The sequence below is a fragment of the Corallincola platygyrae genome, assembly GCF_039544265.1.
In the GTDB taxonomy this organism is placed as follows: Bacteria; Pseudomonadota; Gammaproteobacteria; order Enterobacterales; family Neiellaceae; genus Corallincola; species Corallincola platygyrae.
In genome coordinates, this window is the sequence record NZ_BAABLI010000034.1 from 78965 (window position 1) to 104103 (window position 25139).

25 protein-coding genes are annotated in these 25139 nt (G+C 48.6%); 9 read left to right on the plus strand and 16 right to left on the minus strand.

The window, feature by feature from the left end:
• Position 1: 1 nt before the first annotated feature.
• From ABEA14_RS18870 to ABEA14_RS18880, 3 genes are all read right to left on the minus strand, one after another.
• Complete coding sequence (locus ABEA14_RS18870; protein WP_345342325.1) at positions 2–355, minus strand: ArsC family reductase; 354 nt, start codon at positions 353–355, stop codon at positions 2–4.
• Between the two features lie 87 nt (positions 356–442).
• Positions 443–952: a PTS glucose transporter subunit IIA gene (gene crr / locus ABEA14_RS18875; RefSeq protein ID WP_345342327.1), complete on the minus strand. Its 510-nt coding sequence runs from the start codon at positions 950–952 to the stop codon at positions 443–445.
• A 401-nt stretch (positions 953–1353) separates the two neighbouring features.
• Positions 1354–2958, minus strand: a complete 1605-nt coding sequence (locus tag ABEA14_RS18880) for a cation:proton antiporter domain-containing protein (protein ID WP_345342329.1) — start codon at positions 2956–2958, stop codon at positions 1354–1356.
• A gap of 329 nt (positions 2959–3287) precedes the next feature.
• Between ABEA14_RS18880 and ABEA14_RS18885 the strand changes: the two genes are divergently transcribed.
• From ABEA14_RS18885 to ABEA14_RS18895, 3 genes are all read left to right on the plus strand, one after another.
• The gene (locus ABEA14_RS18885) at positions 3288–4115 is read left to right on the plus strand and encodes a DUF3025 domain-containing protein (RefSeq protein WP_345342331.1); all 828 of its coding nucleotides are present in this window, start codon (positions 3288–3290) and stop codon (positions 4113–4115) included.
• Positions 4116–4503: 388 nt separating this feature from the next.
• Positions 4504–6069 carry a sodium:solute symporter family transporter gene (locus tag ABEA14_RS18890; RefSeq protein WP_345342333.1) on the plus strand — a complete coding sequence of 522 codons (1566 nt, stop codon included), beginning with the start codon at positions 4504–4506 and terminating at the stop codon, positions 6067–6069.
• Between the two features lie 38 nt (positions 6070–6107).
• Positions 6108–6464 carry a VOC family protein gene (locus ABEA14_RS18895; RefSeq protein WP_345342335.1) on the plus strand — a complete coding sequence of 119 codons (357 nt, stop codon included), beginning with the start codon at positions 6108–6110 and terminating at the stop codon, positions 6462–6464.
• Positions 6465–6479: 15 nt separating this feature from the next.
• Here the strand turns inward: ABEA14_RS18895 and ABEA14_RS18900 are convergent, their stop codons facing one another.
• From ABEA14_RS18900 to ABEA14_RS18915, 4 genes are all read right to left on the minus strand, one after another.
• Positions 6480–7130 carry a cupin domain-containing protein gene (locus ABEA14_RS18900; RefSeq protein WP_345342337.1) on the minus strand — a complete coding sequence of 217 codons (651 nt, stop codon included), beginning with the start codon at positions 7128–7130 and terminating at the stop codon, positions 6480–6482.
• A gap of 152 nt (positions 7131–7282) precedes the next feature.
• Positions 7283–8473: an amino acid aminotransferase gene (locus ABEA14_RS18905; protein ID WP_345342339.1), complete on the minus strand. Its 1191-nt coding sequence runs from the start codon at positions 8471–8473 to the stop codon at positions 7283–7285.
• A 129-nt stretch (positions 8474–8602) separates the two neighbouring features.
• The gene (locus ABEA14_RS18910; protein ID WP_345342341.1) at positions 8603–9154 is read right to left on the minus strand and encodes a DUF924 family protein; all 552 of its coding nucleotides are present in this window, start codon (positions 9152–9154) and stop codon (positions 8603–8605) included.
• Between the two features lie 2 nt (positions 9155–9156).
• Positions 9157–10242: a ketoacyl-ACP synthase III gene (locus tag ABEA14_RS18915; RefSeq protein ID WP_345342343.1), complete on the minus strand. Its 1086-nt coding sequence runs from the start codon at positions 10240–10242 to the stop codon at positions 9157–9159.
• A 180-nt stretch (positions 10243–10422) separates the two neighbouring features.
• Between ABEA14_RS18915 and ABEA14_RS18920 the strand changes: the two genes are divergently transcribed.
• Positions 10423–10617 carry a DUF4250 domain-containing protein gene (locus tag ABEA14_RS18920; protein WP_345342345.1) on the plus strand — a complete coding sequence of 65 codons (195 nt, stop codon included), beginning with the start codon at positions 10423–10425 and terminating at the stop codon, positions 10615–10617.
• A 53-nt stretch (positions 10618–10670) separates the two neighbouring features.
• On the opposite strand, the gene ABEA14_RS18925 is transcribed toward ABEA14_RS18920, so the two are convergent.
• Positions 10671–11834, minus strand: a complete 1164-nt coding sequence (locus ABEA14_RS18925; protein WP_345342347.1) for a trypsin-like serine protease — start codon at positions 11832–11834, stop codon at positions 10671–10673.
• A 579-nt stretch (positions 11835–12413) separates the two neighbouring features.
• Here ABEA14_RS18925 and lamB point away from each other — a divergent pair.
• Together lamB and ABEA14_RS18935 are read left to right on the plus strand one after the other, a co-directional pair.
• Positions 12414–13727 (plus strand): maltoporin LamB, encoded by a 1314-nt coding sequence (lamB, locus tag ABEA14_RS18930; protein WP_345342349.1) that lies wholly within the window; start codon positions 12414–12416, stop codon positions 13725–13727.
• Between the two features lie 216 nt (positions 13728–13943).
• Positions 13944–14399, plus strand: coding sequence for a hypothetical protein (locus tag ABEA14_RS18935; RefSeq protein ID WP_345342351.1), 456 nt, complete (start codon positions 13944–13946; stop codon positions 14397–14399).
• Positions 14400–14483: 84 nt separating this feature from the next.
• On the opposite strand, the gene hisIE is transcribed toward ABEA14_RS18935, so the two are convergent.
• From hisIE to hisG, 8 genes are read right to left on the minus strand one after another with little or no spacing between them, the layout of a single operon-like run.
• Positions 14484–15107, minus strand: coding sequence for a bifunctional phosphoribosyl-AMP cyclohydrolase/phosphoribosyl-ATP diphosphatase HisIE (hisIE, locus tag ABEA14_RS18940; protein WP_345342353.1), 624 nt, complete (start codon positions 15105–15107; stop codon positions 14484–14486).
• A 31-nt stretch (positions 15108–15138) separates the two neighbouring features.
• Entirely contained in the window at positions 15139–15912 is a 774-nt protein-coding gene (hisF, locus tag ABEA14_RS18945) for an imidazole glycerol phosphate synthase subunit HisF (protein WP_345342355.1), read from the minus strand.
• Positions 15894–16631: a 1-(5-phosphoribosyl)-5-[(5-phosphoribosylamino)methylideneamino]imidazole-4-carboxamide isomerase gene (hisA, locus tag ABEA14_RS18950; protein ID WP_345342357.1), complete on the minus strand. Its 738-nt coding sequence runs from the start codon at positions 16629–16631 to the stop codon at positions 15894–15896. Before hisA ends, hisF begins: the two co-directional genes overlap by 19 nt.
• A gap of 3 nt (positions 16632–16634) precedes the next feature.
• Positions 16635–17240, minus strand: a complete 606-nt coding sequence (gene hisH, locus ABEA14_RS18955) for an imidazole glycerol phosphate synthase subunit HisH (protein ID WP_345342489.1) — start codon at positions 17238–17240, stop codon at positions 16635–16637.
• A 29-nt stretch (positions 17241–17269) separates the two neighbouring features.
• On the minus strand, positions 17270–18340 hold the full coding sequence (gene hisB, locus ABEA14_RS18960) for a bifunctional histidinol-phosphatase/imidazoleglycerol-phosphate dehydratase HisB (RefSeq protein WP_345342359.1): 1071 nt from the start codon (positions 18338–18340) through the stop codon (positions 17270–17272).
• On the minus strand, positions 18337–19404 hold the full coding sequence (gene hisC / locus ABEA14_RS18965; protein WP_345342361.1) for a histidinol-phosphate transaminase: 1068 nt from the start codon (positions 19402–19404) through the stop codon (positions 18337–18339). Before hisC ends, hisB begins: the two co-directional genes overlap by 4 nt.
• Positions 19404–20696, minus strand: a complete 1293-nt coding sequence (gene hisD, locus ABEA14_RS18970) for a histidinol dehydrogenase (protein WP_345342363.1) — start codon at positions 20694–20696, stop codon at positions 19404–19406. The genes hisC and hisD overlap by 1 nt, the downstream gene beginning before the upstream one ends.
• A gap of 6 nt (positions 20697–20702) precedes the next feature.
• Complete coding sequence (gene hisG, locus ABEA14_RS18975) at positions 20703–21599, minus strand: ATP phosphoribosyltransferase (RefSeq protein ID WP_345342365.1); 897 nt, start codon at positions 21597–21599, stop codon at positions 20703–20705.
• A gap of 488 nt (positions 21600–22087) precedes the next feature.
• Here hisG and ABEA14_RS18980 point away from each other — a divergent pair, with 488 nt between their 5' ends.
• From ABEA14_RS18980 to yoaA, 3 genes are all read left to right on the plus strand, one after another.
• The gene (locus ABEA14_RS18980; protein ID WP_345342367.1) at positions 22088–22528 is read left to right on the plus strand and encodes a hypothetical protein; all 441 of its coding nucleotides are present in this window, start codon (positions 22088–22090) and stop codon (positions 22526–22528) included.
• Positions 22529–22674: 146 nt separating this feature from the next.
• Positions 22675–23109 (plus strand): hypothetical protein, encoded by a 435-nt coding sequence (locus tag ABEA14_RS18985; RefSeq protein WP_345342369.1) that lies wholly within the window; start codon positions 22675–22677, stop codon positions 23107–23109.
• A gap of 68 nt (positions 23110–23177) precedes the next feature.
• The gene (gene yoaA / locus ABEA14_RS18990) at positions 23178–25118 is read left to right on the plus strand and encodes a DNA repair helicase YoaA (RefSeq protein ID WP_377776264.1); all 1941 of its coding nucleotides are present in this window, start codon (positions 23178–23180) and stop codon (positions 25116–25118) included.
• Positions 25119–25139 lie beyond the last annotated feature (21 nt).

A 25139-nucleotide genomic window follows, 5' to 3' on the forward strand; every position in this document is an offset into this window, starting at 1 on the left:
TCTAATCTGCTTGCTTAAAAACCTGTTCGTACTGGGCAGGCTTAAAACCTACTTCGATTAGTCCATTAACTTCAAGCACTGGGCGCTTGATTAATGTTGGATTCGCCAGCATTAGGGCAATGGCTTGCTCTGAACTAGCTACGGCCTTTTCGCTATCACTTAACTGCCTGAAACTGGTGCTGCGTTTGTTCAGCAGGATTTCCCACCCGACATGGCTTTCCCACTTGATCAACATTGACTCAGTTAGACCTTCAACGCGAAAGTCGTGAAATTCATGGGAGATTTCTTGCTGTGATAACCATTTTGCTGCTTTACGGACTGTATCGCAGTTTTTAATACCGTACAGAGTGGTCATTGAGTTGCCATTCGCCTGTGTAGTGGGAGAAAGGCTAAAGAGTATCTGAGGTAAATAAAAAAGGCACTCCGATGAGCGCCTTTTTTACTATTTGATAACGGTGATGATGACGTCTTCGGCTTGGTTGACCTTGCCACTGTGCTTGGCCAATTGTTTGACTTCATCTACGTTGGAAATGACGACAGGCGTTAACGTGGATTTCGCTTTTTCCTCAAGGAAAGGAAGATCCAGCTCAATAACCGGATCACCACATTTTACCTGCTGGCCTTCTTCAGCCACTCGGCGGAAACCTTCGCCTTTGAGCTCGACAGTATCGATGCCAAAGTGAACGAATAGTTCTATCCCTTCAGGAGATTCAATACTGAACGCATGGTTGGTTTCGAATATCTTGCCAATAACCCCATCGCAGGGCGCGACTAATTTGCTACCTGTTGGCTTTACGGCAACACCATCACCAACAATCTTCTCAGCAAACACCACATCTGGCACTTCTTCAATATCTACAATCTCACCCGTGACTGGGGCGAAGATTTTTACTCCATCCAGCGTATCGCTTTCGTCGCTTACCAGCTTCTTTAAAGTGCTGAATAAACCCATGTTTGCTTGCTCCCGCGTCAGGCCGTGCCTGTTCAAAAACTTTTTTGAGTGTAACAGAGGGGGTAACACTATATAAAGCTAACACCCCAATAATCAATCCCTGTTTGATCCAAATTATCTATGCTGACGCATTCTTTGTCAGTCTCGGAACAGCCACCATACTTGAATAGTTATCACTAATAAAACCAATCGGTTAGTGTATGCCAGAATTGAAATACAATCTAAACACCATGTTAACGATTGCATTACGTATGGACGACTAATCAACATTCCTTGCAGCTGAAGCCAAGACACCTTGATCATGGCAATGCATTATTGACTTCATTGTCGATGGGGCACAGCAGAACATTAGTCTAATGACGGTATAACCGCAAAAATGCTTCAATGACTGGCTTGAAAGATCAGGCCGTATCACGCTGAGTTTTTGATGGGTTATGGTCTGTAACCAGCTGAGCCGAGACATGATCTGCGAAACCTGCACCGGCTTCTTCGTAGAGGTTAAACACCGCGTTGACGCCCAGTGATTTTAACTCTTCACCTTCATCAGAATATTGCACGATGGCTGCGACCTGACCACTAAACTGACGTCGCTGGAACTGTTGTGCTGCAAACAGGTTACCGTGGTGGTTTGGCATTGCGAGGTAAACCAACTCGATACCTTCGGATGAGAGCTTTTCCCAAAAATCCGAGTCTGTTGCATCACCTTGAATCACCTTTCGATCTTCAGCAACATGGCTGTTTACTCGCTCTATATCGGTTTCTATACCCAGGACATCATCACCAAAGCGCTTATGCATTTCGTCATAGACGCCAGTACCGATCCGACCCATACCAAAAATGATGCAGCGTTCGCCTGAAAGCTCAATGTTGCTGTCGTAACTCAGTAGTTGCTGGCGCTGATACTTGTGCAGGCGAGGTTTATTCGCGCGATATAGGCGAGAAGCGTGAATATTCAGCGGTGAGGCCAATGCCATACTAAGCGAGAGCGCAATAGCGATGATGACCAACCATTCTGCGTCAAGCCAGCCATTACTGACACCGATAGCACCAACAATCAGGCCAAATTCACTGTAGTTGGCCAGACTTAATGCGCTCAGAGTGGAGGTTCTGGCGCGGAGGCGGAAGAAGCTCAATAAGCCAAAATAGAGAGCGACCTTAACAACTAGTACGATACATAGTGCCACCGCAATGGCGACACTTTCCCAGGTCGGCAAGGCTTGTAAACCAATGTTTAAGAAGAAGGCGACGAGGAATAGCTCCTTAAAGCTAAACAGGGACTTGGCCAATTCACCTGACTTAGGGTGGTTCGCCAGCAGTATTCCTATTATCAATGCTCCCAAGTCTGGCTTCAGGCCGACCAGCTCAAACAAGCCCGCCCCCAGCAGCAGTGCCATCATTAATCCATACAAAATGAGCATTTCACCGTGGCCAGCGCGGTCTAAAAGTCGGTACATCACAGGGCGTAGCAATGGAAGACCAAGCAAACATATTGCCCATACACTGGGGATTTTGCCGGTAGAGAAGGTAAGGAAAACCACCGCAAAAATATCCTGCATGACCAGAATACCGATAGCGACCCGACCATAAAGCGACTGCATTTCGCCTTTGTCTTCCAATACTTTTACAGCAAATACTGTGCTGGAGAAGCTCAATGCAAAAGAGAGGAGTAGGGCAGATGACCAGCTCAGAGAAGCAAACAGAGATATTTTCAATAAACCCAACAGTAGAAGCACGACTGTGAAAAAGCCGATGGTAATTCCCATATGTAATGAGGCGGTGCCCCAAACCTCAGCTTTAAGCAGGCTTTTAATGTTCAGTTTTAAGCCGATGGAAAACAGCAGAAGTGTTACCCCAAGATCCGCGATCTCTTCCATGGCTATCGAAGGTTCAAAACCTATGGCATGCAGAACAAATCCACATCCAAGAAAACCAATCATGGGAGGCAAGCCAAGTCGACTTACGACTAATCCAAGGGCAAAGGCGGCAGCGATTACGACGGGATCCAAGCATCCTCCTGATCTATACCAATCCGAATAAGAATATGATCTACCAGCGGGAATTTAAATCACTTTAGGCAAGGCAGGTGATCGAAGGCATAGTTGTTCTGCGACGAAATCAGCTTACGCTGCGTGACTGCGCCTTGAATTGAACTTGCTCAGGCTTGTTAGTTGACAATATATTTATGCGGATTGCTATTAGGTGGCCCTATTTTGCTCTCGGAGTAGAATACAGCAGGTTGAATTTATTACCCAAATTTATAAATTGCTAAATGTCTTTCTGTTCAAAACTCCGTCAAACGCCTGCCTGTGGCATATATCAGGATCTCTTCAGTCTGTTGCCAATTACTAGATGGGCACAATGGCCGACGACAGATGAACTGGATCTGTTGCTTGATGACACTGCGGTAACAGCCTCAGGTAAACGTGTTCATTTTGTGTGTCAGAAACAGCTTGATGCCCAGCCTGATGATATTTATTACGAACAGCGCATCTATCAAACTGGGGGGGTACCGACGCGCCCGCAACATTGGCATGACCTATTCAATGCGCTTATCTGGACGCTATTCCCGCAGACCAAAAGAGTGATTAATGCACTACATGAAAAAGACATTATTACCCATGGACTAAAAGCGCGAACACAGAGCCGTAACGCACTAACCTTGTTTGATGAATGTGGTGTCGTGTTGGCGATAAATGAAGAGAGGTTAGCGGATCTTATTCAGCAGCATCGCTGGCAAGAGGCCTTTGTGACTAGAAAAAGCAGCTGGAGCTCGGGTATCAGTGCATTTACTTTTGGACATGCTGTGTATGAATCTGCTTTGAAACCCTTTGTCGGTTGGTGTGGCAAAGCTCTGTGTGTATTGGTAGATGATGCGTTTGGCCAGCTGTCACTGCAAAAGCAGTATCAGACTTTGGATGTCTGGCTGTCCGGTGGGTTGCAAATAGGCCTACTCGACAACAATAGCTCGTTAACACCACTGCCGATTTTGGGTGTGCCAGGTTGGTGGGATGAAAACTGTGAGTCTGATTTTTATCAAAACCTGGATTACTTCAGGCCTTTGCCGCAGCGAAAAGCGTCCAATTTTTCAGCCTTGGTGTTGGATGCGCGTACTGACGAGGTTGTCTTGAATACACGCTCATTGTTGGTGGATTGTGCAGTGTAATCCACTTTTACGGCCTTGAATTACTTTTGACGTTTTTCAGGGGAAAGAACTGGTGTACAACTGAACTCGGTTGTATTCACTTCAACGACGATTACCTCTATTTCTTTGTTTTCAAAACATTTTGATCTTTTATCTTGTTGCTGTTCAATGGCGAAAAACAGCGTGAGCGGGCTCTCAATTTATGGTTTCAATTGCGCAGAACCTTATGATGCTGGTTATGATTTGAACAGATAAAAATCCCGCCGTTGGCAAAGGGATTTACCTACCTGGAGAAAACCTCGCTGCGTGTTGGCTCTGCACGCTCCTTTTCTGGCTGCCCTGAGCAGGGCAGCCATGTTTCGTTGTGTTTGCAGCAGTTGTGGCTGAAGCAACGTCTTAAGGTGGTGAAATGAGTAGTCTAGATTGGTGGGTGATTGGCGGTTATCTATTGGGCATGCTGGTGCTGGCCGTTTATTTGGGTTGGCGACAAGGCTCCAGAACCGACTATTACCTGGGCGGTAATAAATTACCGGGTTGGACTCTGGCTACCTCCATCGTTGCTACTCAATGTTCTACCAATAGCTTGTTGGGTGCGCCTGCGTTTGTTGGTTTTATAGCGGGGGGCGGCATGTTGTGGTTGCAGTACGAATTGGCTGTGCCACTTGCGATGTTACTGCTCTGTTTTGCCTTCTTGCCTATACGTCGCGCCAACGTCATCTCTATCTACGCATTTTTAGAGCAGCGCCTTGGCTTGGCGAGCCGTATGTTGGCAAGTGGCTGCTTTTTGTTGTTTCGCGGTGTGGCGACAGGCGTCACCGTTTATGGTGTGGGTTCGGTTGTCGCCTTGATAGCAGACATCAGTTTTGACATGGCAATTCTGATTTTGATGGGAGTCACGATCGCCTATGACCTCATTGGTGGCATGCGCGCAGTCGTGATCAGCGACGTTATTCAAATGGTTTTACTAACTGGTGCGGTGATTCTGGCGCTGGTGTTTCTATATGACCCGCTCACAATACATTTCTCTGAGCTTACTCACAGAACGCCAGCCTTGGTAAATGATTGGGGAATCAGCTCAGGTAACAGTTATGGTTTCTGGCCAATGTTCTTTGGCGGGTTGTTTCTTTACATGGCCTATTACGGCTGTGACCAGAGCCAGGCGCAGAGGTTGCTGTCGGCAGAGAGCCCAAAACAAACACAAAAAGTGTTGGCGTTAAATGGGTTACTCAGATTCCCTCTGGTCCTGGCATACTGTTTTGTAGGGCTGGGACTAGCGGCTTATGCCTTGGAGCACAGTGACTTTGTCGCAAGCCTACCGCTAACCGAAGCGGGCAAGCCCAACTACAACCTGGTGTTCCCAGCATTTGTTGCGCTGGAGTTTGCCCCAGGACTCGCGGGTTTGGCGATTGTTGGCTTGTTTGCCGCGGCGATGTCTTCAATCGATTCAGCATTAAATAGCCTGTCGGCCAGCACGCTGGAAGACTTTGTGGCTCGATTTAAGCCACTACCAGAAAAGCACCTGTTTACTCTGTCGAAGCTGGTTACCTTGGGATGGGGGCTGTTTGCCGTGGCATTTTCCTATCAGGTAGAGCGGATCGCCCCTACGGTGCTTGAGGCAATCAATAAGATCGGATCTATGGCTAATGGGCCACTGTTAGGCTTGTTTGGCATTGCTCTGTTTTTACCCGTAATAGGTCAGCGTTCGGCGATTCTCGGTTTTATTGGTGGCTTGCTGGTTAACTATATTGTTTTTGCTTTTTTACCTTCCGTTTCCTGGCTGTGGTGGAACGTGACAGGATTTGTTGGTTGTATTCTGACCGCTTTGCTTAGTGCCGTGTTTATTTTAGGAACTACATCGGTCCGGAATATGGCTATCGATAGGCCTGCTATGGCAGTAGCGACCAGCATCAAGTGGCAACTGTGCTTGATGACAGCGCTTATATTGGCAGTTGGTTCCGCACTGACCTTCTTGTAGCATCTTGTATTTGGACTGTTAATTGAAAGGAGGCGAACGTGCCTGAGCATGAGAAGGTAAATTACCTGGAACTACCCGCAGCGGATCTTGAACAGGAAAAAGCATTTTTTAACGCGTTGTTTGGATGGCAGTTTCAAGATTATGGCCCCGACTACGTTGCATTTAGTGGCGCGGGTATCGATGGCGGATTTTATCGCAGCAATAATCAGGCTAGAACTGCACAGGGTAGTGCGCTGATCGTGTTTTACAGCGAATCGCTTGAACAAACATTGTCTAAAGTGGAAGCCTGTGGAGGCAGCATCATTCAGGATATTTTTGAGTTCCCGGGCGGCCGCCGTTTTCATTTCACCGATCCCAATGGCAATGAGTTTGCCGTTTGGTCCGACAGACCTTAGTGCAACGTTTGGAAGTTAGGGCAGGTGTCCTGACTTCCAGTACAACTTGGTCAACTCAAGCGCTGTCAGTTCATCATGTGCATGAGATGCAAACCTTAACCAGCTGTATGGAAGTAGTTTGGTTTGCTTGTGCTCCAGCGCCCCGCCTAAGACAACTAACTCGTGTCCGCCTTTTTCAGGGCAAATAGGCAACTTGCTACCAGCCTGCAGCTCAAGCAGTTGCACTTTCTCTTCGTTATGCCGGTGCAGGGGCAGGCGGACAATGTTTTCAGCCAGCGAGCTCCAAACAGTGCTGAGGGTATCTAAACGTGCTTGCACCTGATCATCCGCCTGAAACTGCCGCAACTTAACCCAGAGTACACAGCCATTATTACTGAACGGTGAGTGGGAGGTGCCATCAGGGTTTCTCAAATAGGTCCCGGCTGGATAACTACCATGTTCATCATTGAAATCCCCTTCAAGCACGAGGATCTCTTCTCCCGCAGGATGTTGATGGCTATCAAAGTGGCTCCCTGGGGCATAACGGACCAAGCTGGTAGCACGCGCTTTCTCTTCACCAATGCGATCCAACATGACTCGGTGTACGCCGGGAGAAGGGCTTTTCTGCCACTGCATCTGTTCTGCATTGATAATTACGGTTTCATCGAAATTAGCATTTATCTGCATAGCTCCCCCTCGCTCGTAGAGAGAATAGCATTTTGAAAGTGGTTAGGTACGGAGGTCGTGGGTGTCGAAGAACTCAGGTCTTCATTTACGGATGGAAAAAATAAAAGGCCGCATTAGCGGCCTTCATACAAGAGCAAATGGAATGGCTCGAATTAGATCACCGCAGCGATTGCCGTGCAAAGCTGATCCATGTTGTCGCGGGTCATACCGGCAACGCTAATGCGGCCAGAACCAACGATATAGATACCATGCTCATCTTTAAGCGCAGCTACCTGATCTTTAGTCAGACCAGAAAACGAGAACATACCGTTCTGACGAGCGATGAAGCTGAAATCACGGTCTACGCCTTTCTCTTTGAGTGTGGCAACAAACAGGTCGCGCATCTGCTGGATGCGGTCACGCATTTCGGCAACTTCTTTATCCCACTCTGCATACAGAGCGTCGTCGTTAAGGATCGTTGTAACAACAGCTGCACCGTGGGCTGGTGGGTTAGAATAGTTCGCTCGGATCAGTGATTTCGCCTGGCTGAATGCGGTACCAGCCACTTCACTGTCTTTAGCAACCAGAGTGAAGGCACCCACACGCTCGTTGTAGAGACCAAAGTTCTTAGAGAACGAGCTTGCGACCAGCAGTTCAGCGTTGCTTTCCGCGAATATTCTTAGGCCAGTGGCGTCTTCTTCAATGCCTTTGGCGAAGCCCTGATAAGCAAAATCAAACAGAGGCAACCAGCCTTTTTCAGCGCTCAGTGCTGCCAGTTGACGCCACTGCGCTTCAGTTGGGTCGATACCTGTTGGGTTATGGCAACAGCCGTGGAACAGCACCAAGTCACCTGCAACTGCGCCTTCCAAAGAAGAAAGCATGGCATCGAAGTCCAAGTCCTTGGTTTCGGCGTTGTAATAGGTGTATTGGGCTATCTCTAGACCTGCCGCTGCAAATACGTTGTTATGGTTGGCCCAAGTTGGGTTGCTGACCCAAATCTTCTTGTTAGTCAGTTGACTGGCGTAGAACTCAGCGGCTACGCGTAACGCACCGGTACCGCCTGGTGCCTGTGCAGTGCGGCCACGCTTGGCTGTCACGATGTCAGAGTCTTTACCGAATAACAGGGCCTGAACCGCAGCACCGTACGCAGCATTACCTTCGATGCTTAGGTAGGACTTGGTCTTCTCATTGTCCAGCAGGATCGCTTCAGCTTTTTTCACCGTTGCCAGAATTGGCGTTTGGCCAGCTTCATCTTTGTAGATACCAACACCAAGGTTTACCTTGTTGCTGCGAGTATCTGATTTGAAAGCTTCAGTGAGGCCGAGAATTGGATCAGCCGGGGCGGCGGAGATCTGCTCAAACATGAGTGGGGTCCCTTTGCTAAACGTGATTGGTATATAGGTGCGGCAAGCGCGCAATGTCGCTAAGCGTATATGAAGCGAGATGGGTAGACAAGCCTTGAGCCAGCTGGTCAGAGCCTTGGTTTGATCTGGTTAAAAACTAGACCCAGGTTGGGTCAGAAAATCTAGCTCTTCGGGGGTACTTTTACGACCTAAAACCTGATTTCTGTGGGGATATCTTCCAAATCGGTCGATGATCTCTTTGTGGCGTAGTTCAAAAGAGAGGTTGTCATCCAGTCCCGGCTGACTAAACAATTGAACCGCACGCTCATGCACTGCGGCAGATTCACTATGCATAAAAGGCATGTAGAAAAAAGCGCGTTGATTGATGGGGTACTGTTTATCATAGCCTTTGGCTATTGCTTGCTCTGCTGTCGACAGCGCTAGCGAATCATAAGCAAAAGCCTGTTTCTTATCTCGCCAGATATTGCGGGTAAATTGATCCAACAGCAAAATCCTGGCGAGTGCACTTTCAGCGTTATCAGGCCAATGGGTAAGCTGTTCTTGAGCCGCGGCCACGACTGTCGCCTCAAAGCGCCCAGCAACCAAGCGATCAAACTGTTCTGACTTTTGCCACCATTGCTTTGGCGTACATTCTTCGAACCAGAACTGTACAATCTCAGCGGCGGTGGCAAATTCTGACATGGTTATTTACCTTCTGGGCGCTCAAAACAGTATTTGATGGCATCTGCCAGTAACTGCAATGCTGTTTCATCACAGGGCGGTAGCATTGATTCAACCGTTTTTATTGGGGTGACTCTATCGCCCCATTTGAGGATAGCGGAAGCCCAGGTTAAGCCTGCGCCAAAGGCAGCGGTAAGGATCTTATCTCCTGGCTTAATATGTCCTTGCTCCAGTGCTTCACATAGGGCGATAGGGACGGTGGCGGCTGATGTATTACCGTAGTTTTCAATGTTTACAAAAGCTTTTTCGATGGGGACATCCATCTGCTGGCAAAGTGCTTCAATAATGCGCTTGTTTGCTTGGTGCGGAATAACAACATCAATATCTTCTCGCTGCCATTCTTGGCGAGCCAGTACCGTTTGTGCAGCGCCACACATTCCTTTCACCGCGCGCTTAAATATCTCTCTACCGATAAAGTTAAATTGGAAGTAGCCATTGTTCTGGTCAAAGCGGTCCATTGCCGTGCCAAAGTTAGGGATAGCCAGGATGTCTCGTCCTTCCGCGTCGCAACCTAGCTGGGCTTGCAACAAACCAAGAGGCTGCTCGGTTTCTTGTAATACCGCTGCGCCAGCACCATCGCCAAACAGGACAGCAGTATCTCTTTGGCTCCAGTCCAACAGAAAGGAGAGCCGTTCTGCGCCGATAACAAGTGCGCGCTTGTAGGCACCGCCCTGGATCATGCGGGTGGCTAACTCCAAACAGTAGACAAATCCTGTGCAAGCGGCATTTACGTCCATGGCGGCCGCATTGATTGCACCCAGTTGTCTCTGAACCTTGGATGCAATATTTGGTACCAGTGTATCCGGGCTGGCTGTAGCTAAGATAACAAGGTCTAACTGCTCTGGTGCGATATCCGCTGCTGCAAGCGCTTGGCGCGCTGCGTGTTCGGCTAACACTGAGGTATCTACATGGCTGATGCGTCTGGCGGCAATCCCTGTGCGAGAACGGATCCACTCATCAGAGGTTTCCATAAAAGTGCTCAGGTCTTGGTTGGTCAATTCCGCCGGTGGTAAACATTTACCCCAGCCAACAATCTCAGCGTACGTCATAGGCTCTTTCGTCTTTATTGGTTATTTCTCTCATTCTGGCACAGGGCGTATATGTAAGCATCCGCCAGATGCATCACATTGTGATCAACACCTCGTACCAGTTGGCGGGCAAGATTAGCGGCGATCTGTTTCCTTGACTACTTTTAAACAGAGGTTTGTTGTGCGTGAGGGGGAAGCGCCATGGATTTAACCAACTTTTATTCAATTGATCCTTACATTCTGTTGGGCATTGTGAACGAAAAATTGCGGATAGAGTGTGATGATATTGGGGACCTGAGCACCTGTTATGAGATGAATGCTGAATCGCTCAGCGACAGACTGGCGGATATAGGATACGCCTATGATCCTCTAAGTAACCAATTCAAAGCCATTTAGTAAAATGTCTAACCATTAAAAAAGGCGCTTGAGGCGCCTTTTTACTTGTGTATTCAGCAGGGGAAGGGGTGATATTGGGGCGTAAACACTTCGTCTTTAATCTTCACTGATTTCATCCCGTGCTTTTTAGCGTGTTTACTGCTCCCAATCTTTTCGAACTTGTCAGTCCCTTTCCAATTGATAGCCGTATTGTGGGTTGCCTTAGCATAGACGTAGTAGGACTTGTCTTTGGTACTGGCAACGTAGGCGCTTTCTCCAGCATCCAGATGGCGCCAACCACTGGTTATCCATTCGCCATTCAGGTTACGGTAGTTAATTGCTGCATATATTGGGAAGGTGCATTGATTTGACAGGTGTATCTTGTGGAACTTCTCGTGGCTAAACTCATGCACTAGGGTATTGTTATCTTCAATACCATTTTTCCAGCCTAACAAGCGCTCCCTAAGGCCGTCATCAAAAGCTGTAGCAAAATTGTGGCTCATGGTGCCCACAGAGAATAGTCCGACAGCATAGTATTTATCATCAAAATCTTTGACGTACGCCACGGCACCACTCATACCTGGACTGGTATCGCATTTATGAATCAATGTATCTGCGGCTTTCGTCTTACCCTTATCCCAATCGCTTTGGCAGTGGGTTGTCCACTGAGTGTGCAATGTTTTGTCTGAAGGGTAACCAGTCAGGTGAATATAGGGGGCCAGGCTTTTACGGTTAACGCTTTTCAGCTCCATAAAGCCAACGCGTTCGGCAACTGGTCGGTCGAGTTCTGCGACCGCTATGTCCAGATCCAACTTGTTAGTCAGAAAAGAGTGGAATGCAGCATTGGATTGTTCGTGGTATTGGGCCAGAGCGACAGGTTTGATTTTTTTTGCCTGACGGATGTACTGCTTGTCCACAAAGACACGCTTTATTTGATACACCCCGTTGGGGCCGGCGGCACTACCATTCTTCCCAGGAATAAAGTAGGGATTACGCTTCCACTGCTTGTTTTCTTGAACGTCGAATAAACAGTGAGCAGCGGTAACTATGTGGGTTTTGTCGATGAGCGTAGCGGTACATGTGGCTTTTTCGGTTTGGATAAGGCCGATAGCTCGATAAGGGTAGACGTGGGCGCTAACGACGCGGGAACGCTCGTCGCTTCCTATTACACCTGCGCTAACCTGGGCGCTTGTCACTGCTGTCAGCGCTAACAGCGCACTGGAGAGTAACCGTTTCAACGTCTTTTTATCCTGTCCTTTATTTGACCAATAGTAGCATCGCCTAAATCTAACACAATATCTTGTGCGTCAGGCTGTGATCTGGATGCCAAAAACCCACGATCTATGGTGTAGTTTAACTGATTTTTTGGCTTTCTTGATCTTGGCTAAAACACGCACTTTGCTCCAGTATATGTCAGAAATATTAAGTTAATGTTTCAATGAGGTTTGAATTATTTTTTATATGTAGCTGGTAGCTATCAAATTCGATTAAAAGTGTTGATTTTGTATATGTTGTTATTTTTACCACCTACATTAGTTGTTATTATGTTTTATTGCTTATTAATTGCACTGGTTGACTATGTTTTTTAAATTGGGCCTTTGTACTTAACATATTTTATTTGTTAACTTTATGTTCTAGTTATTGGTCGCTTTTGTTTTTCTTTTATTTTTTATATGTTTTTGAATCTATTTTTTGTTTGAGTCCTGTCTCAATTTATTGCTAATTATATTTTTTATTGAACTTTCAATCTTACTATCTTCCGCGAGCTATTAAGTCGTTGACCTATTTTGGGGTCAAATATATGAAAGGAAGTAGTTATGAAAAAAATAAATAGCAAGCTCCTGCCACTAGCGTCTGCAGTTGCAATGGCAGTTATCTCTTCTCAAGCTGTGGCCGTTGAGTTTCACGGTTATGGTCGTGCAGGTATGTCAACAACAGCGTCAGGTGGTGAACAGCTTTGTTACGGAAGTGGCGCTGCTGGGCACTTTGTTGGTCGATTAGGTGATGAGTGTGATACCTACGTCGAATTAGGATTGGCACAAGAGCTATATAGTCGAGACGGTAAGAGTTTTAAAGTCGAAGCTATGTGGGCGACCGATATTCAAGATCAAGGTAATGATTACCAGTCCTTAAACCCTTCGGAAGAAGGCGGTGAACCTTGGGCTGAAGGCGACTTTGCACTTCGCCAGTTTAATATTCAGGCTAAAGGTGTTGTAGGTTTTGCACCAGAAGCAACCCTTTGGGGTGGTAAGCGCTATTACCAAAGAAAAGACGTCCATTGGTTAGACCTCTATTATGTGAATAACTCGGGCTACGGTGTTGGTTTGGAAGGAATCGACATGGGGCCGGGCAAGGCATCAATCGCCTGGACTAATTTTGATACGCCATCACGTATTGAGGGCGACAATAAGGTTGATGATGAAACTATCCAAAACAATAAATTGGATGTTCGATATGCAGGGATCCCACTATGGAGTGGTGCAAGTCTAGAGCTTATTGGTATATATGGTTGGACTGATTTGACTGAAAATCAGGATGACGCAGGCTATACAGACAATGACGGCTACTTCTTTACTGCAGAGATCAGTCATGGGCTTTTGGGTGGCTTCAATAAAATTGTTGCTCAATACGGTAAGGATTCCATGGGACATGCCGCATGGGCTAACCACGGTGGTGGTGAATCCTTGAATAATTACTGGTGGGATGGCTCGTATAAAGATTCATACCGGATCATGGACTTTGGTGTGATTAAGTTGAGCAAGGATATTGAATTAGGTTACTCGGCACTATATCAGGCAGCGACAGCAAGTGGTGATGATGTTGCCGAAACAGATGCGACTCGCATGAGCTTTGTTGCACGCCCCATGTACAAGTGGAACGATATCATGAAGACCACCCTAGAGGTTGGTTACGATAAGGTTCAAGAAGCATGGATGGATGATAAACAAGATCTCTACAAAGTGATGGTTGCGCAAGAGTGGAGTGCGGGTCGAAGCTTCTGGGCGCGTCCGACTATCCGTCTGTATGCAGGTTCTTTCTGGGGTGATCAAGCCGAAAACAACACTGCTGGTGACTCAGGAGGCGATGATGGCAACATTCGCGTCGGTGCTCAAGTAGAGGCGTGGTGGTAAACCAACAGCCTATGGCTGGTACAAATATATTTTAAGCTGAAGAGCTTTAATTTTAGTCATACTATTTTTACCAACTATTTTTGGTTGCCCGGTGATTTCACCGGGCTTTTTTCTTTTTGAGCAACAGCTCTGCTAATTGATGCTGAACCTTGATCTGTTGAAGCAGACTAAACTTGTATTGGATTCGTAGTTGCATGCGTGATGCAAGGTGGATGAATGATACAGCGAACAGCGCATAGGTTTTTTGGTTTGGTCATTGTGTTTGCCATGATGCTCATGGCGGGCGGTGTTTGTGCTAAAAATGCGAAATCTTCGATCTACTCACCTCGCGCACCAGAATATGTGAAGCCATTCAGTGCCAAACCAATGAATGAGCGAATATTGCCCTCGGCCGATAGAGGTTATCAACCCGTAGCGCCTTATGCTGAAGGTAGAGACGGTCGTGTTAGCTTACCTCCAAGACGAGATTTACCGCCCTCCAGCTGGCAACTTTTTAAAGAGAAGGACGACCCTTTGTTGGCTGAACAACCCAAACCGGCGTTGCCAGCCTCAGGTGTAAACAGCCCTAGCAAAGGAAAAAAGGACTACAGTCCCCGATACCCCTGTGCAGACGGATTCGAATACAACCCTAATAGTCAGCATTGCGAAGTCAAACCGAGCTCTGACAAGTAGTTACATGTTCGGCTATCAAGAAAAAAGCCACCCTAGGGTGGCTTTTTTGAATTCAACTTACTCAGATTTTACTAAGTGCTGCGATTAACCTGAGACGTTGTGACGCTCTTTCAATTTGGCTGCGACATCTGCAAGGCTTAGATCTTCCTGCTGTAACAGGACCAACAAGTGGTAGATAAGATCGGCACTTTCGTTAACCAATTCTTCTTTGTCGTGAACGGTTGCCGCCAGGGCCGTTTCAACGCCTTCTTCGCCCACTTTCTGAGCGATACGCTTGGTGCCTTTGGCATACAGGCTGGCAGTGTAACTTGAGCCTGGGTCAGCGCCTTTACGTGAGGCGATCACCTTTTCCAGTTGGCCGATAAAGCTAAGTGTCGGCTCTTGCTCTGGCAGCCAGCAGGTTTCGTGTCCCAGATGGCAGGTGGGGCCAATAGGGTTGGCACCGACCAGCAGTGTATCGTTGTCACAGTCTGCGGTGATCTCTACCAGCTTCAAGAAATGGCCCGAGCTTTCGCCCTTGGTCCACAAACGCTGTTTGGTGCGGGAAAAGAAAGTGACGTTGCCTGTTTCCAGGGTCTTATCCAACGCTTCCGGGTTCATATAACCGAGCATCAGAACTTTTCCTGAGCAGATGTCCTGCACTACGGCAGGCATCATGCCATCTACTTTTTCCCAGGCGAGAGCGTCGCGAGCCTGTTGATCCAGCATAGTTTTTACTCCAAATCCTTGGGCAGTTCCGTTACGGACGGATCTGCACGTTAGCGTCACGCAAGTACTGCTTGAGTTCTTGAATATCGATAATCGCTTTGTGGAACACGCTGGCTGCGAGCGCGCCATCCACGTCGGCTTGCTGAAAGACGTCCTTAAAGTGTGGCATGGCACCCGCACCACCAGAAGCGATCAGAGGTACATCACATACTTCGCGTACTTTGGCGAGTTGTTCGATGTCGTAGCCCTCGCGAACACCATCCTGATTCATGCAGTTCAGTACGATCTCACCTGCGCCACGCTTTTGAACCTCTTTCACCCAATCGACGGTTTGCCATTGGGTTTTTTGGGTACGACTCTCATCACCGGTGAACTGGTAAACTTCGTATTGACCGCTCTCTTTATTGAAGTAGCTGTCGATACCAACGACCACACACTGTTTCCCAAAAGCAGCTTCCAGCTCGCTGATCAGGTTAGGATCCGCCAGGGCAGGGGAGTTAACTGAGATCTTATCCGCGCCGTTCAGAAGAATACGCCGGGCATCGTCGACGGTTTTGATGCCGCCAGCAACGCAGAAAGGAATATCAATCACTTCAGCAACACGGCTTACCCAACTTTTGTCGACGACACGGGCATCTGATGACGCCGTGATATCGTAAAACACCAACTCATCAGCACCCGCTTCGGCATAACGTTGCGCCAGCGGCACAATGTCACCGATGATCTCGTGATTGCGGAACTGCACCCCTTTAACAACCTTGCCGTCACGGACATCCAGGCAGGGGATTAAGCGTCTTGCCAGCATTGGAATGCCTCCTCTGCAGTGAATTTACCCTCGAGCAAGGCACGTCCCACGATCACGCCTGCCACACCCGCAGGCTTCAGATCAGAGATATCAGTCAACTGACCGATACCGCCAGAGCTTTGCCAGGCAATCTGCGGGTATTTAGCAGACATCTCGGTGTAGAGGTCAACGTTTGACCCCTTCAGCGTACCGTCACGGCTGATGTCAGTGCACAGCACGTGCTTAAGGCCCACTTCGAGATAATGTTCAATCAGCTGCTCCAGCGTCATCGCGGAGCTTTCCTGCCAGCCTGATATCGCAACGTGTTTGTTGCCGCTGTCATCAATATTGATATCCAATGCCAAAACGATACGCTCAGGGCCGTAAGTGCGCATCCACTCGGCGACCAGCTCAGGCTGCTTAACTGCCAGCGAGCCAATGACCACGCGCTCAGCACCAATATCGAGTAACTGCTTAACGTCGTCTTCGCTGCGAATACCGCCTCCTACCTGGATCTTGGCGTTTGTTTCGGCGATCAGTTTAGCGATGGTAGTCAACTGACGGGCACTGGTATCTTTCGCACCGTCCAGATCCACTAAGTGAAGCCATTCGGCACCGGCCTGCTGGTAATGCTGAAACTGGGTGACGGGATCAAAACTGTAGGTGGTTTTCTGGGCGTAATCGCCCTGATAAAGGCGAACCACTTCGCCATTAATTAAATCCAACGCAGGGATGATCATCCGTTACATCTCCAGGAAATTTTTAATCAGAGTGGCTCCAGCCTGAGCTGAGCGCTCAGGGTGAAACTGTACGCCAAAGAAGTTATCTCGGCTGACCGATGCGGAAAACTGTTGGCCGTATTCGCAACTTGCTGCTGTGTACTCTGACACAGGCAGGGCGAAGCTATGGACAAAATAGAAATAGGTGCCCGATTCTATGCCCGCAAACAGCGGATGATCGGCTTTTGGTATTACCGCATTCCAACCCATATGGGGTAGTCGCAGTCCGTCACCACCTTTTAGCGGTGCGACGCGGTCTGGAATTAATCCCAGGCAATCTACTTCGCCTTCATCCGAAAAGGCTGCCATCAGTTGCATACCAAGGCAGATCCCAAGTACTGGCTGAGTCAGGCTCTGGATAAGCGTGATTAAGTCACGCTTACTGATGTTTTTCATCGCTTCTGATGCACTGCCGACACCTGGCAGGAACACCTTGTCTGCGCTGCGGATTTGCTCGTGGTCAGCGGTGACTGTCACTTGATAACCCAAGCGTTCCACCGCGTATTTGACACTGGCAATATTGGCGCAGCCGGTATCGATAATAACAATCGATTGTTTGGTACTCGCCATTTCATGGCTCTCGTTCTCAGAGGTCACGTTTACAGCACTCCTTTACTGCTGGGCAGGGCATCACCCGTAACGGTGATTGCCTGACGCAGGGTACGGCCAAACACTTTGAACAGACCTTCTACCTGATGGTGACAATTGCCCGCGCCTACTTTCAGGTGAAGGGTTGCGGCCAGGGTATCGCTCAGTGAGCGGAAGAAGTGAGGTACCATCTCTGTGGCAAGCTCACCTACCATTTCACGGCTGAACTCACCATCAAAAACGAAATAGGGGCGGCCAGACAGATCTAGCGTACAGCTGGCTTCCAGTTCATCCATTGGTAGTACAAAGCCAAAGCGACCAACACCACGTTTGTCTCCAAGAGCTTCTTTCAAAGCTGCACCTAAGGCTAAGGCACAATCTTCTACGCTATGGTGGTCGTCAATGTGCAGGTCACCGTTGCAGGTGAGCTTGAGCTGGAAACCGCCATGGGTCGCGATCTGTTCCAGCATATGGTCAAAGAAGCCTACGCCGGTTGCAAACTGATTGCCGCCCTGTTTATCGAGATTCACTTCTACCAGAATGTCAGTTTCTCGGGTTTTACGGCTAACGCTGGCAGTACGCTCTTGATAAAGCAGGAGATCAACGATGGCATCCCAGCCCAAGGTTTCTGGATTGTATTGCAGACCTTCAATGCCCATGTTTTCAGCCAGTGCAATATCCGTTGCACGGTCGCCGATCACGTAGCTGTTTTTGAAATCGACTTTACCCTGCTGCAGGTAAGGTTTGACCAAGCCCAGTTTTGGCTTACGGCAGGTACAGTTATCTTCTTCAAAGTGAGGGCAGATAAGCACGTCATCCCACTTGATGCCCTGACTCTCGAAAAGCTGCATCATCTTATTGTGGGGTAGGTCGAAATCAGCCTGCGGATAGCTATCTGTACCCAAACCATCCTGGTTGGTTACCATTACCAACTTATAACCCGCAGCCTGCAGCTTAAGCAGGGCAGGGATCACCTTAGGCTCGAACTCCAGTTTTTCCAGAGTATCAACCTGAAAATCTGTGGGGGGTTCAACGATGAGCGTGCCATCGCGGTCAATAAACAGGATCTTTTCGGCGCTCATGCGGCCTCCTTCAAAAATAGCCGTAACGCTTCCAGTGTTCTTTCCATCTCGACCTTACTGCCAACGGTGACACGCACACAGCCGTCCAGCTTGGTCTGTTTGCTTTGGTCTCGCAGAATGATGCCCGCGTCCAAAGCGGCTTTCATGCAGGCTTTGGCGTCATCAACTTTGACCATGACAAAGTTACCTGCGGAGGGCCAGGCATCTGCACCTAAGGCGCTTAGCTCGGCAATAAACTGTTGCTTGAATGTGTTTAGTTCAGCGACTTGCGCGCGCATGGTCGAAAGCCCGTCGGTCGATAACGCTTGCGCTGCCACCTGAGCCACAGGCTCGGGTACCGGGTAGGGCGCGATCACTTTACTTAGCTGCTGAATAATATCTTTCGACGCTAGAGTGAAACCACAGCGCAATCCGGCCAGGCCGAACGCTTTAGACAAGGTTCTGAGAATGACAAGGTTTGGGTAATCAGCCAATAGCGATTGAACCGACGTTTCTGCTTCAAACTCGATGTAGGCTTCGTCGACGACCACCAGCGCTTGCTCAGAAAAATAGTCCAGCAATGCAAGCAGTCTCTCACGTTCCAAGAGGTGACCTGTTGGATTGTTTGGCGAGCAGAGGAATACCAGTTTCACACCCTTTGAGTTGGCTTTGATTGCCTCAACATCTGGCTGAAAATCGTTATCAACCACAACCTTCACGGTTTCTACTGCATTGGTTTCTGCGCTGATCGCATACATGCCGTAGGTTGGCGGGCAGATCAGTACTCTGTCTTTTGCGGGTTCACAAAAGGTGCGTATCAGCAGCTCGATGCCCTCGTCTGCGCCACGCGTGCAAAGCACCTGTTCTGGAGCCAAGCCGGTATATTCGGCATAGCCTTGGATCACCGCTGGCGGTTGAAACTCCGGGTAACGATTGAAACGGCTGCAGTCGAGTTGGTACTTCTGGCTGTATGGGTTTTCATTGGCATTAAGCCAAACATCACCATTACCCCCGATGCGGCGAGCACTCTCGTAGGGCACCAGATCTTTCAGCGCTGGGCGGATCAGTTTTTCACCTAAACTCATCAGCTGTTCTCCAAAAAATCGGTGCGTACTGTTACGGCGCGACGGTGTGCATCCAGTCCTTCGGCATCAGCGATGCGCGTTACACAGGGGGCCAACGCAGCTAGACCTTCAGCAGTCAGTTCTTGAACGGTAAAGCGTTTGCAGAAGTCGTTCAGGCTGAGGCTGGAGTAGGTGCGCACATAACCGTAGGTCGGTAACACGTGGTTAGTACCGCTGGCGTAGTCGCCAACGGACTCTGGTGACCAGTCGCCCAAAAAGACTGAACCAGCATGCTCGATGCTATCCAGTAACTCGCGAGGTTCGCGGGTTTGGATAATAAGGTGCTCTGGGCCATATAAGTTGCTGATAGCAACAGCCTCTTCTAGGTCGGCACACACTATAATGACTGAGTTGTCGATGGCTTTAGCGGCAGTTTGTTCTCGGCTCAATTGCGCCAGTTGCTCAGCCACTGCGGCAGACACCGCGCCTGCCATGCCTTCGCAAGGTGTCACCAAAACCACCTGACTGTCAGCGCCATGCTCTGCTTGTGATAGTAGATCGGCGGCAACAAAGTCGGGGTTGGCTTCGCCATCAGCGATTACCAGAACCTCTGATGGACCGGCTGGCATATCGATAGCTGCACCGGCGTGGCTCTGGCTGACCTGTTGTTTGGCTTCGGTGACATAGCTATTGCCGGGACCAAAGATTTTATCGACCTTGCCAATGCTTTCGGTACCAAACGCCATTGCTGCAATCGCCTGGGCACCGCCGATGGCATAGATCTCATCCACACCACACAACTGAGCGGTATAAAGAATCTCTGGCGCAATCGGCGGAGGAGAGGTCAATACGGTTCGCTTACAACCCGCGATCTGAGCGGGTATCGCCAGCATGGTAACGGTCGATACCAGTGGTGCGCTGCCGCCGGGAATATAAAGACCAACAGATTCGATGGCGCGGGTAGCCATTTCACAGCGGATACCAGGCTGAGTCTCTACGCTAAGTGGCGCGGCTTTTTGCGCTTCATGAAACGCACGAATATTGTTGCAAGCCTGTTCAACCGCTGCTTTTAGTGAGTCGTCAACATTAGCGACGGCGGTATCTATCTCCGCCTGAGTCACTCGCAGTTGAGACAATTGGACTTTGTCGAACGCTTCCGTCAGTTCGATAACTGCGGCGTCGCCTCGGTTTTTTACCTGAGACAACACCTCTGAGACTGACTCTCGGATCTGTTCACCTGCGTTGATAGCTGGACGAGACAATACACTCGCCTGCTCAGATGCTGATAGTTGCTGCCAATTAACTGTACGCACAGCGAGTTACTCCATCATTTTCTCGATAGGTAATACCAGGATTGAGCTACAACCCAGTGCTTTCAGCTGCTCCATGGTTTCCCAGAACAGGTTTTCGGTACTGACGACGTGAATAGCCACGTTTTCATCATCGTGTGCCAGAGGCATCACAGTCGGATGTTCGGCTGGTAACAACTCTGTGATCTCTTCCAGCTTGGTCTTTGGTGCGTGCAGCATGATGTACTTGGTTTCTTTCGCCTGCATCACACCCTGCATGCGGGTTAAGAGCTTATCCAGCAGAGCCTGTTTTTCCGCATTGAAATCACCACTGCGACGGATCAGGCGAGCTTGAGAACGATAAATGACATCAGTCTCTACAAGGCCATTGGCTTCCAGTGTTGCGCCTGTGGAAACCAAGTCACAGATGGCGTCAGCTAAACCTGCACGTGGGGCGACTTCCACTGAGCCGCTGAGCAGACAGGCATCAAATTCAATGCCTTTTTCGTCGAAGAAGCGACGCAGTAGTTCGGGGTAGGTGGTAGCGATACGTTTACCAGCCAGTGATTGGGGACCCTGATAATCGAAATCTTTATCTACGGCTAGCGACAGGCGGCAACCGCCAAAGTCGAGTTTTTGCAGTGGCACATAGTCAGCGGCTTCACCGGCACGTTGACGGGTTAGAAGTTCTTCTTCTAAAACGTTTTCGCCAACCACACCCAAATCACACACGCCGTCCATGATCAAGCCTGGAATATCGTCATCGCGAACTCGTAACAGATCTATCGGCGCATTTTCAACATGGGCGATCAGGCTTTCGCCCTTCATGTTGATCTTAAGGCCACAAGCTTTTAGCAGCTTTTTCGACTCATCGCTGAGGCGACCTTTTTTCTGTATCGCAATGCGAAGGCGCGTGTTGTCAGTCATCTGTTTATCCTTGTCCAAAAATTAAAAAACCCTCGGTGCGATGCATTCCGAGGGTTGTCTTATTTGCGGTGACCGCCGGAAGGCATCTTCTTATAGCCTCCAGCGAACAATCTTCCTGTAAGGCTACTGTTCGTGGTGATGATGGTGATGAATTTCAGTGCTTAGGAAGATTGTCATTTTAATTCCGTGCGTTTTACTCGTTTGTTTGATGGGCACTCTGCCCTACGCGAGTGCTCAAGCTAACCAAGCTTGAAGCGGATTTCAAGTGTTTTTTCAGCATAAAACCATAAAAAAGCGAATATTGATGCAGAAAAAGTGATTTTTGATGCGCTTTCGTTGGCTGGCGACGGGAAGAAAACCTTGCATCTGAGAACAGCAGTCTGCCTTGCAGAGGGTTAAATGGCCAGCAGAATTCAAGTTTTGCCAAAAATTGACGATAATTTAACCAGAAGGAGTTGGTTTTCACACAAGAGCAACGGGAGGTTAAGGTGAGTCAGGACTTACTCATTCCCTTTATTCCGAACATCAATCATACGCGGCCAATGTCGAAACAGGAGCTGCAGGTTAATCGTGTGACGAAGCGCCCTATTGCCAAAAAGGATGAGGAGCATAGAACCGAAACAGAGCAGCTGGAAACGCTCACTTATCTCGATGCGTTAAAACAGCAGATGCGTGAAGCTCATGACGAGACCCACGCACAGCAATCTCTGTTTGAAGAGGAGTCCGAAGGCTCTATACCTGCTTTACCCGCAAATAAACATGGTCTGGCAAAAGCGCTGGAGCAAGCTGTTGATGCTGGAGAGGTGAATGAAGGTAGAGATACCAAAAGTCACTCAAGTGGCTCTGCCGTAAATAATGAACAAGTAGAGCAGTCAGAAACAAAACCAGACGAAAAAGGCAGAGGCGGCGGATTAGATCTGTTTGCTTAAAATTAGGAGACTCTAAAGTAAAGCCGGCTTTTCTATATGATTTACAGTATATTAGCGTTGTATGTCGCTAATTTGATTTTGCTCTGTTTACATTCCTTTTACATCCATTATGTTACGCCTTCCTCATTCTCAACGAAGTGCGTTGTATGCGAATTATTGGGATTGTGTGTGGGCTTATGCTGTTCACTTTGCAGGGAACAGAAGCTCATGCCAGCTTTTCGGAGCTTAAAGAAGACCTCACTCTGTTTCAGGAAGCACGTGATAACTTCTATTACGTTGCCGACAAGGCTAATGAAGTCCGTATCTATACTGATATTGAGAGTCGCTTTGCAGGCGACTGTGAAGATTTTGCGTATTCGTTAGCGATGAAAATAGGTGGGGAAGTCTGGTTTACCTACAATGCGAAGAAGGTACCTCACGCCGTCGTCGTTACTGAGTACGGTATGGTATTTGATAACGAGCTGGAGTGGCCAATGCGCAAGGATGTTTACCCCAACAAGTTACTGTTCAAAATTGGCTTTAGTCATTTTGATACCGTATTTGTTAACGGTGAGATAGCGAAACAGAAAAAGGTCCAGTGATAGCACTTGGGGGCAGGGCTTATCTCACGTAGAATGCCCCCACGTTTTGCAAACCGTCGAGCCCATTCTTGCACCCTGTAGCGCGCTTTTTCGAACAAGACAGTCCGCTTTCAAAGGCCATCAAAGGCTTTTCTCCTCGAGAATCACAGCGAAAAATGGCAGCCGCCATCGGTGACGCTATTGTCAATAAAAAACAGGTAGTGATTGAAGCAGGTACGGGAACGGGTAAAACCTTCGCTTATCTTGTTCCGGCTATCGAGTCGGGCAAAAAAGTCATCTTGTCGACGGGTACCAAAGCACTCCAGGAACAGCTTTTTCATCGCGATCTTCCACTGATTCGAGACGCACTCGGCAAGCCGATTGATATCGCATTACTTAAGGGGAGAGCAAACTACCTCTGCAGTTATCGATTAGAACAGCACCTGTTTCAGCAGTCGGAGATCCGTGATCCGGTTCTGATCGATGAGCTAGTAAGAGTTAAGCGTTGGAGTAATGAAACCGAAGATGGGGATATCGGTGAGCTGGCCGATATTGCGGAAGATAGCCGCGCACTGCCATACGTAACCAGCACGGTCGATAACTGTCTCGGTAAAGATTGTCCTGATTTCGCCAAATGTTATCTCACTAAGGCGCGAAAAAAAGCTAAAGATGCAGATTTGGTGGTAGTGAATCACCACCTGTTTTTGGCCGATATGGTGCTAAAGGACGTAGGCTTTGGCGAGCTTATTCCTGATGCACAATTGGTCGTTTTCGATGAAGCGCACCAGTTGCCTGATATCGCCGCCAGTTATTTTGGTGAGAATGTTTCAACCCGGCAATTATCCGACTTGTCTAAAGATCTCCGACGCGTCTATTTGACTGAGTTAAAAGATACCAAGCAGCTGGGTAAAGCGGCTGACATGCTGGAAAAAGCCGCTGCAGACTTTCGGCTTTTGTTTGGTGCTGATCCCGAACGTGGTAACTGGCGCAATAAAAGTCAGGAGCAAGCGATACAGGTAGGTATCGAGCGACTGAATGATGCCATTGGCTTTGGCTATGATGTGATGAAGCTGGCTATTGGTCGTAGTAAAGAGCTGGATGTACTGTTTGAGCGCGGCGCTAGCTATAAGTCCGCAATGAAGAAGGTGTGCGATGTTGGCGCGCTTGGCTTCAGTTACTGGTATGAAACCACTAAACGCCATGTGGCTTTGCATATTACGCCGTTGAATGTGGCTGAGCGTTTCAGTCAGCACATGGATGACTTGACCGCCAGTTGGGTATTTACCTCTGCGACTTTGCAGGTAGGTGAGAAGTTTGATCATTTCTGCGATCAACTGGGCCTCAAAGATGCCAATACACTGTTTTTACCCAGTCCTTTTGATTACGAGTCTCAATCCCTGCTTTATGTACCAAGAAAGCTGGCAGAGCCTGGCCCGCGATTAGCTGCCTCCGACCTGTTGGCGGCTGCATTGCCACTGATTAAGGCCAGTGGCGGGCGTTGCTTCTTTCTGTTTACCAGCTACCGGATGATGAATCAGATAGCTGAGTTATTACCGGACCAGATTGACCACCCCGTATTTGTTCAGGGTACGGCGCCCAAGCGATTATTGTTGGATCAGTTTGTGAAAGCTGGTGATGCCGTATTGCTAGCGACCGCCAGTTTTTGGGAAGGGGTCGATGTTCGAGGTGACACACTGAGTTGTGTGATTATTGATAAGCTGCCCTTTGCCGCGCCGGATGAGCCGCTTTTGCAGGCAAGAATAGAAGACTGTCGGTTACGGGGCGGAGACCCTTTTGCAGAAGTGCAAATACCACAAGCCGTATTAACCTTGAAGCAGGGCGCCGGAAGACTGATCCGAGATGTAAAGGATCAAGGCGTATTGATGATTTGTGATGGTCGCTTGGTATCCCGGCGCTATGGCCAGATTTTCTTGTCCAGCCTGCCGCCTATGCCGAGAACAAGAACAGAAGGGCGCGCCACCGAGTTTTTGGCGTCGCTGACAACAGATAAAGCTGAAACCACTGAATAACCTGATGTGCTCGCCTTAGGC

Bases quoted from the DNA above. Each gene is read 5' to 3' on its own strand.
- ABEA14_RS18935 (WP_345342351.1), top strand. From the start codon at position 13,944: ATGATACAGCGAACAGCGCATAGGTTTTTTGGTTTGGTCATTGTGTTT.
- ABEA14_RS18910 (WP_345342341.1), bottom strand. From the start codon at position 9,154: ATGTCAGAATTTGCCACCGCCGCTGAGATTGTACAGTTCTGGTTCGAA.
- ABEA14_RS18985 (WP_345342369.1), top strand. From the start codon at position 22,675: ATGCGAATTATTGGGATTGTGTGTGGGCTTATGCTGTTCACTTTGCAG.
- ABEA14_RS18915 (WP_345342343.1), bottom strand. From the start codon at position 10,242: ATGACGTACGCTGAGATTGTTGGCTGGGGTAAATGTTTACCACCGGCG.
- hisC (WP_345342361.1), bottom strand. From the start codon at position 19,404: ATGAGTTTAGGTGAAAAACTGATCCGCCCAGCGCTGAAAGATCTGGTG.
- hisF (WP_345342355.1), bottom strand. From the start codon at position 15,912: ATGCTGGCAAGACGCTTAATCCCCTGCCTGGATGTCCGTGACGGCAAG.
- hisA (WP_345342357.1), bottom strand. From the start codon at position 16,631: ATGATCATCCCTGCGTTGGATTTAATTAATGGCGAAGTGGTTCGCCTT.
- ABEA14_RS18870 (WP_345342325.1), bottom strand. From the start codon at position 355: ATGACCACTCTGTACGGTATTAAAAACTGCGATACAGTCCGTAAAGCA.
- ABEA14_RS18900 (WP_345342337.1), bottom strand. From the start codon at position 7,130: ATGCAGATAAATGCTAATTTCGATGAAACCGTAATTATCAATGCAGAA.
- ABEA14_RS18890 (WP_345342333.1), top strand. From the start codon at position 4,504: ATGAGTAGTCTAGATTGGTGGGTGATTGGCGGTTATCTATTGGGCATG.
- hisH (WP_345342489.1), bottom strand. From the start codon at position 17,240: ATGGCGAGTACCAAACAATCGATTGTTATTATCGATACCGGCTGCGCC.
- hisB (WP_345342359.1), bottom strand. From the start codon at position 18,340: ATGAGCGCCGAAAAGATCCTGTTTATTGACCGCGATGGCACGCTCATC.
- hisIE (WP_345342353.1), bottom strand. From the start codon at position 15,107: ATGCTGGATCAACAGGCTCGCGACGCTCTCGCCTGGGAAAAAGTAGAT.
- ABEA14_RS18905 (WP_345342339.1), bottom strand. From the start codon at position 8,473: ATGTTTGAGCAGATCTCCGCCGCCCCGGCTGATCCAATTCTCGGCCTC.
- crr (WP_345342327.1), bottom strand. From the start codon at position 952: ATGGGTTTATTCAGCACTTTAAAGAAGCTGGTAAGCGACGAAAGCGAT.
- lamB (WP_345342349.1), top strand. From the start codon at position 12,414: ATGAAAAAAATAAATAGCAAGCTCCTGCCACTAGCGTCTGCAGTTGCA.
- ABEA14_RS18920 (WP_345342345.1), top strand. From the start codon at position 10,423: ATGGATTTAACCAACTTTTATTCAATTGATCCTTACATTCTGTTGGGC.
- hisG (WP_345342365.1), bottom strand. From the start codon at position 21,599: ATGACTGACAACACGCGCCTTCGCATTGCGATACAGAAAAAAGGTCGC.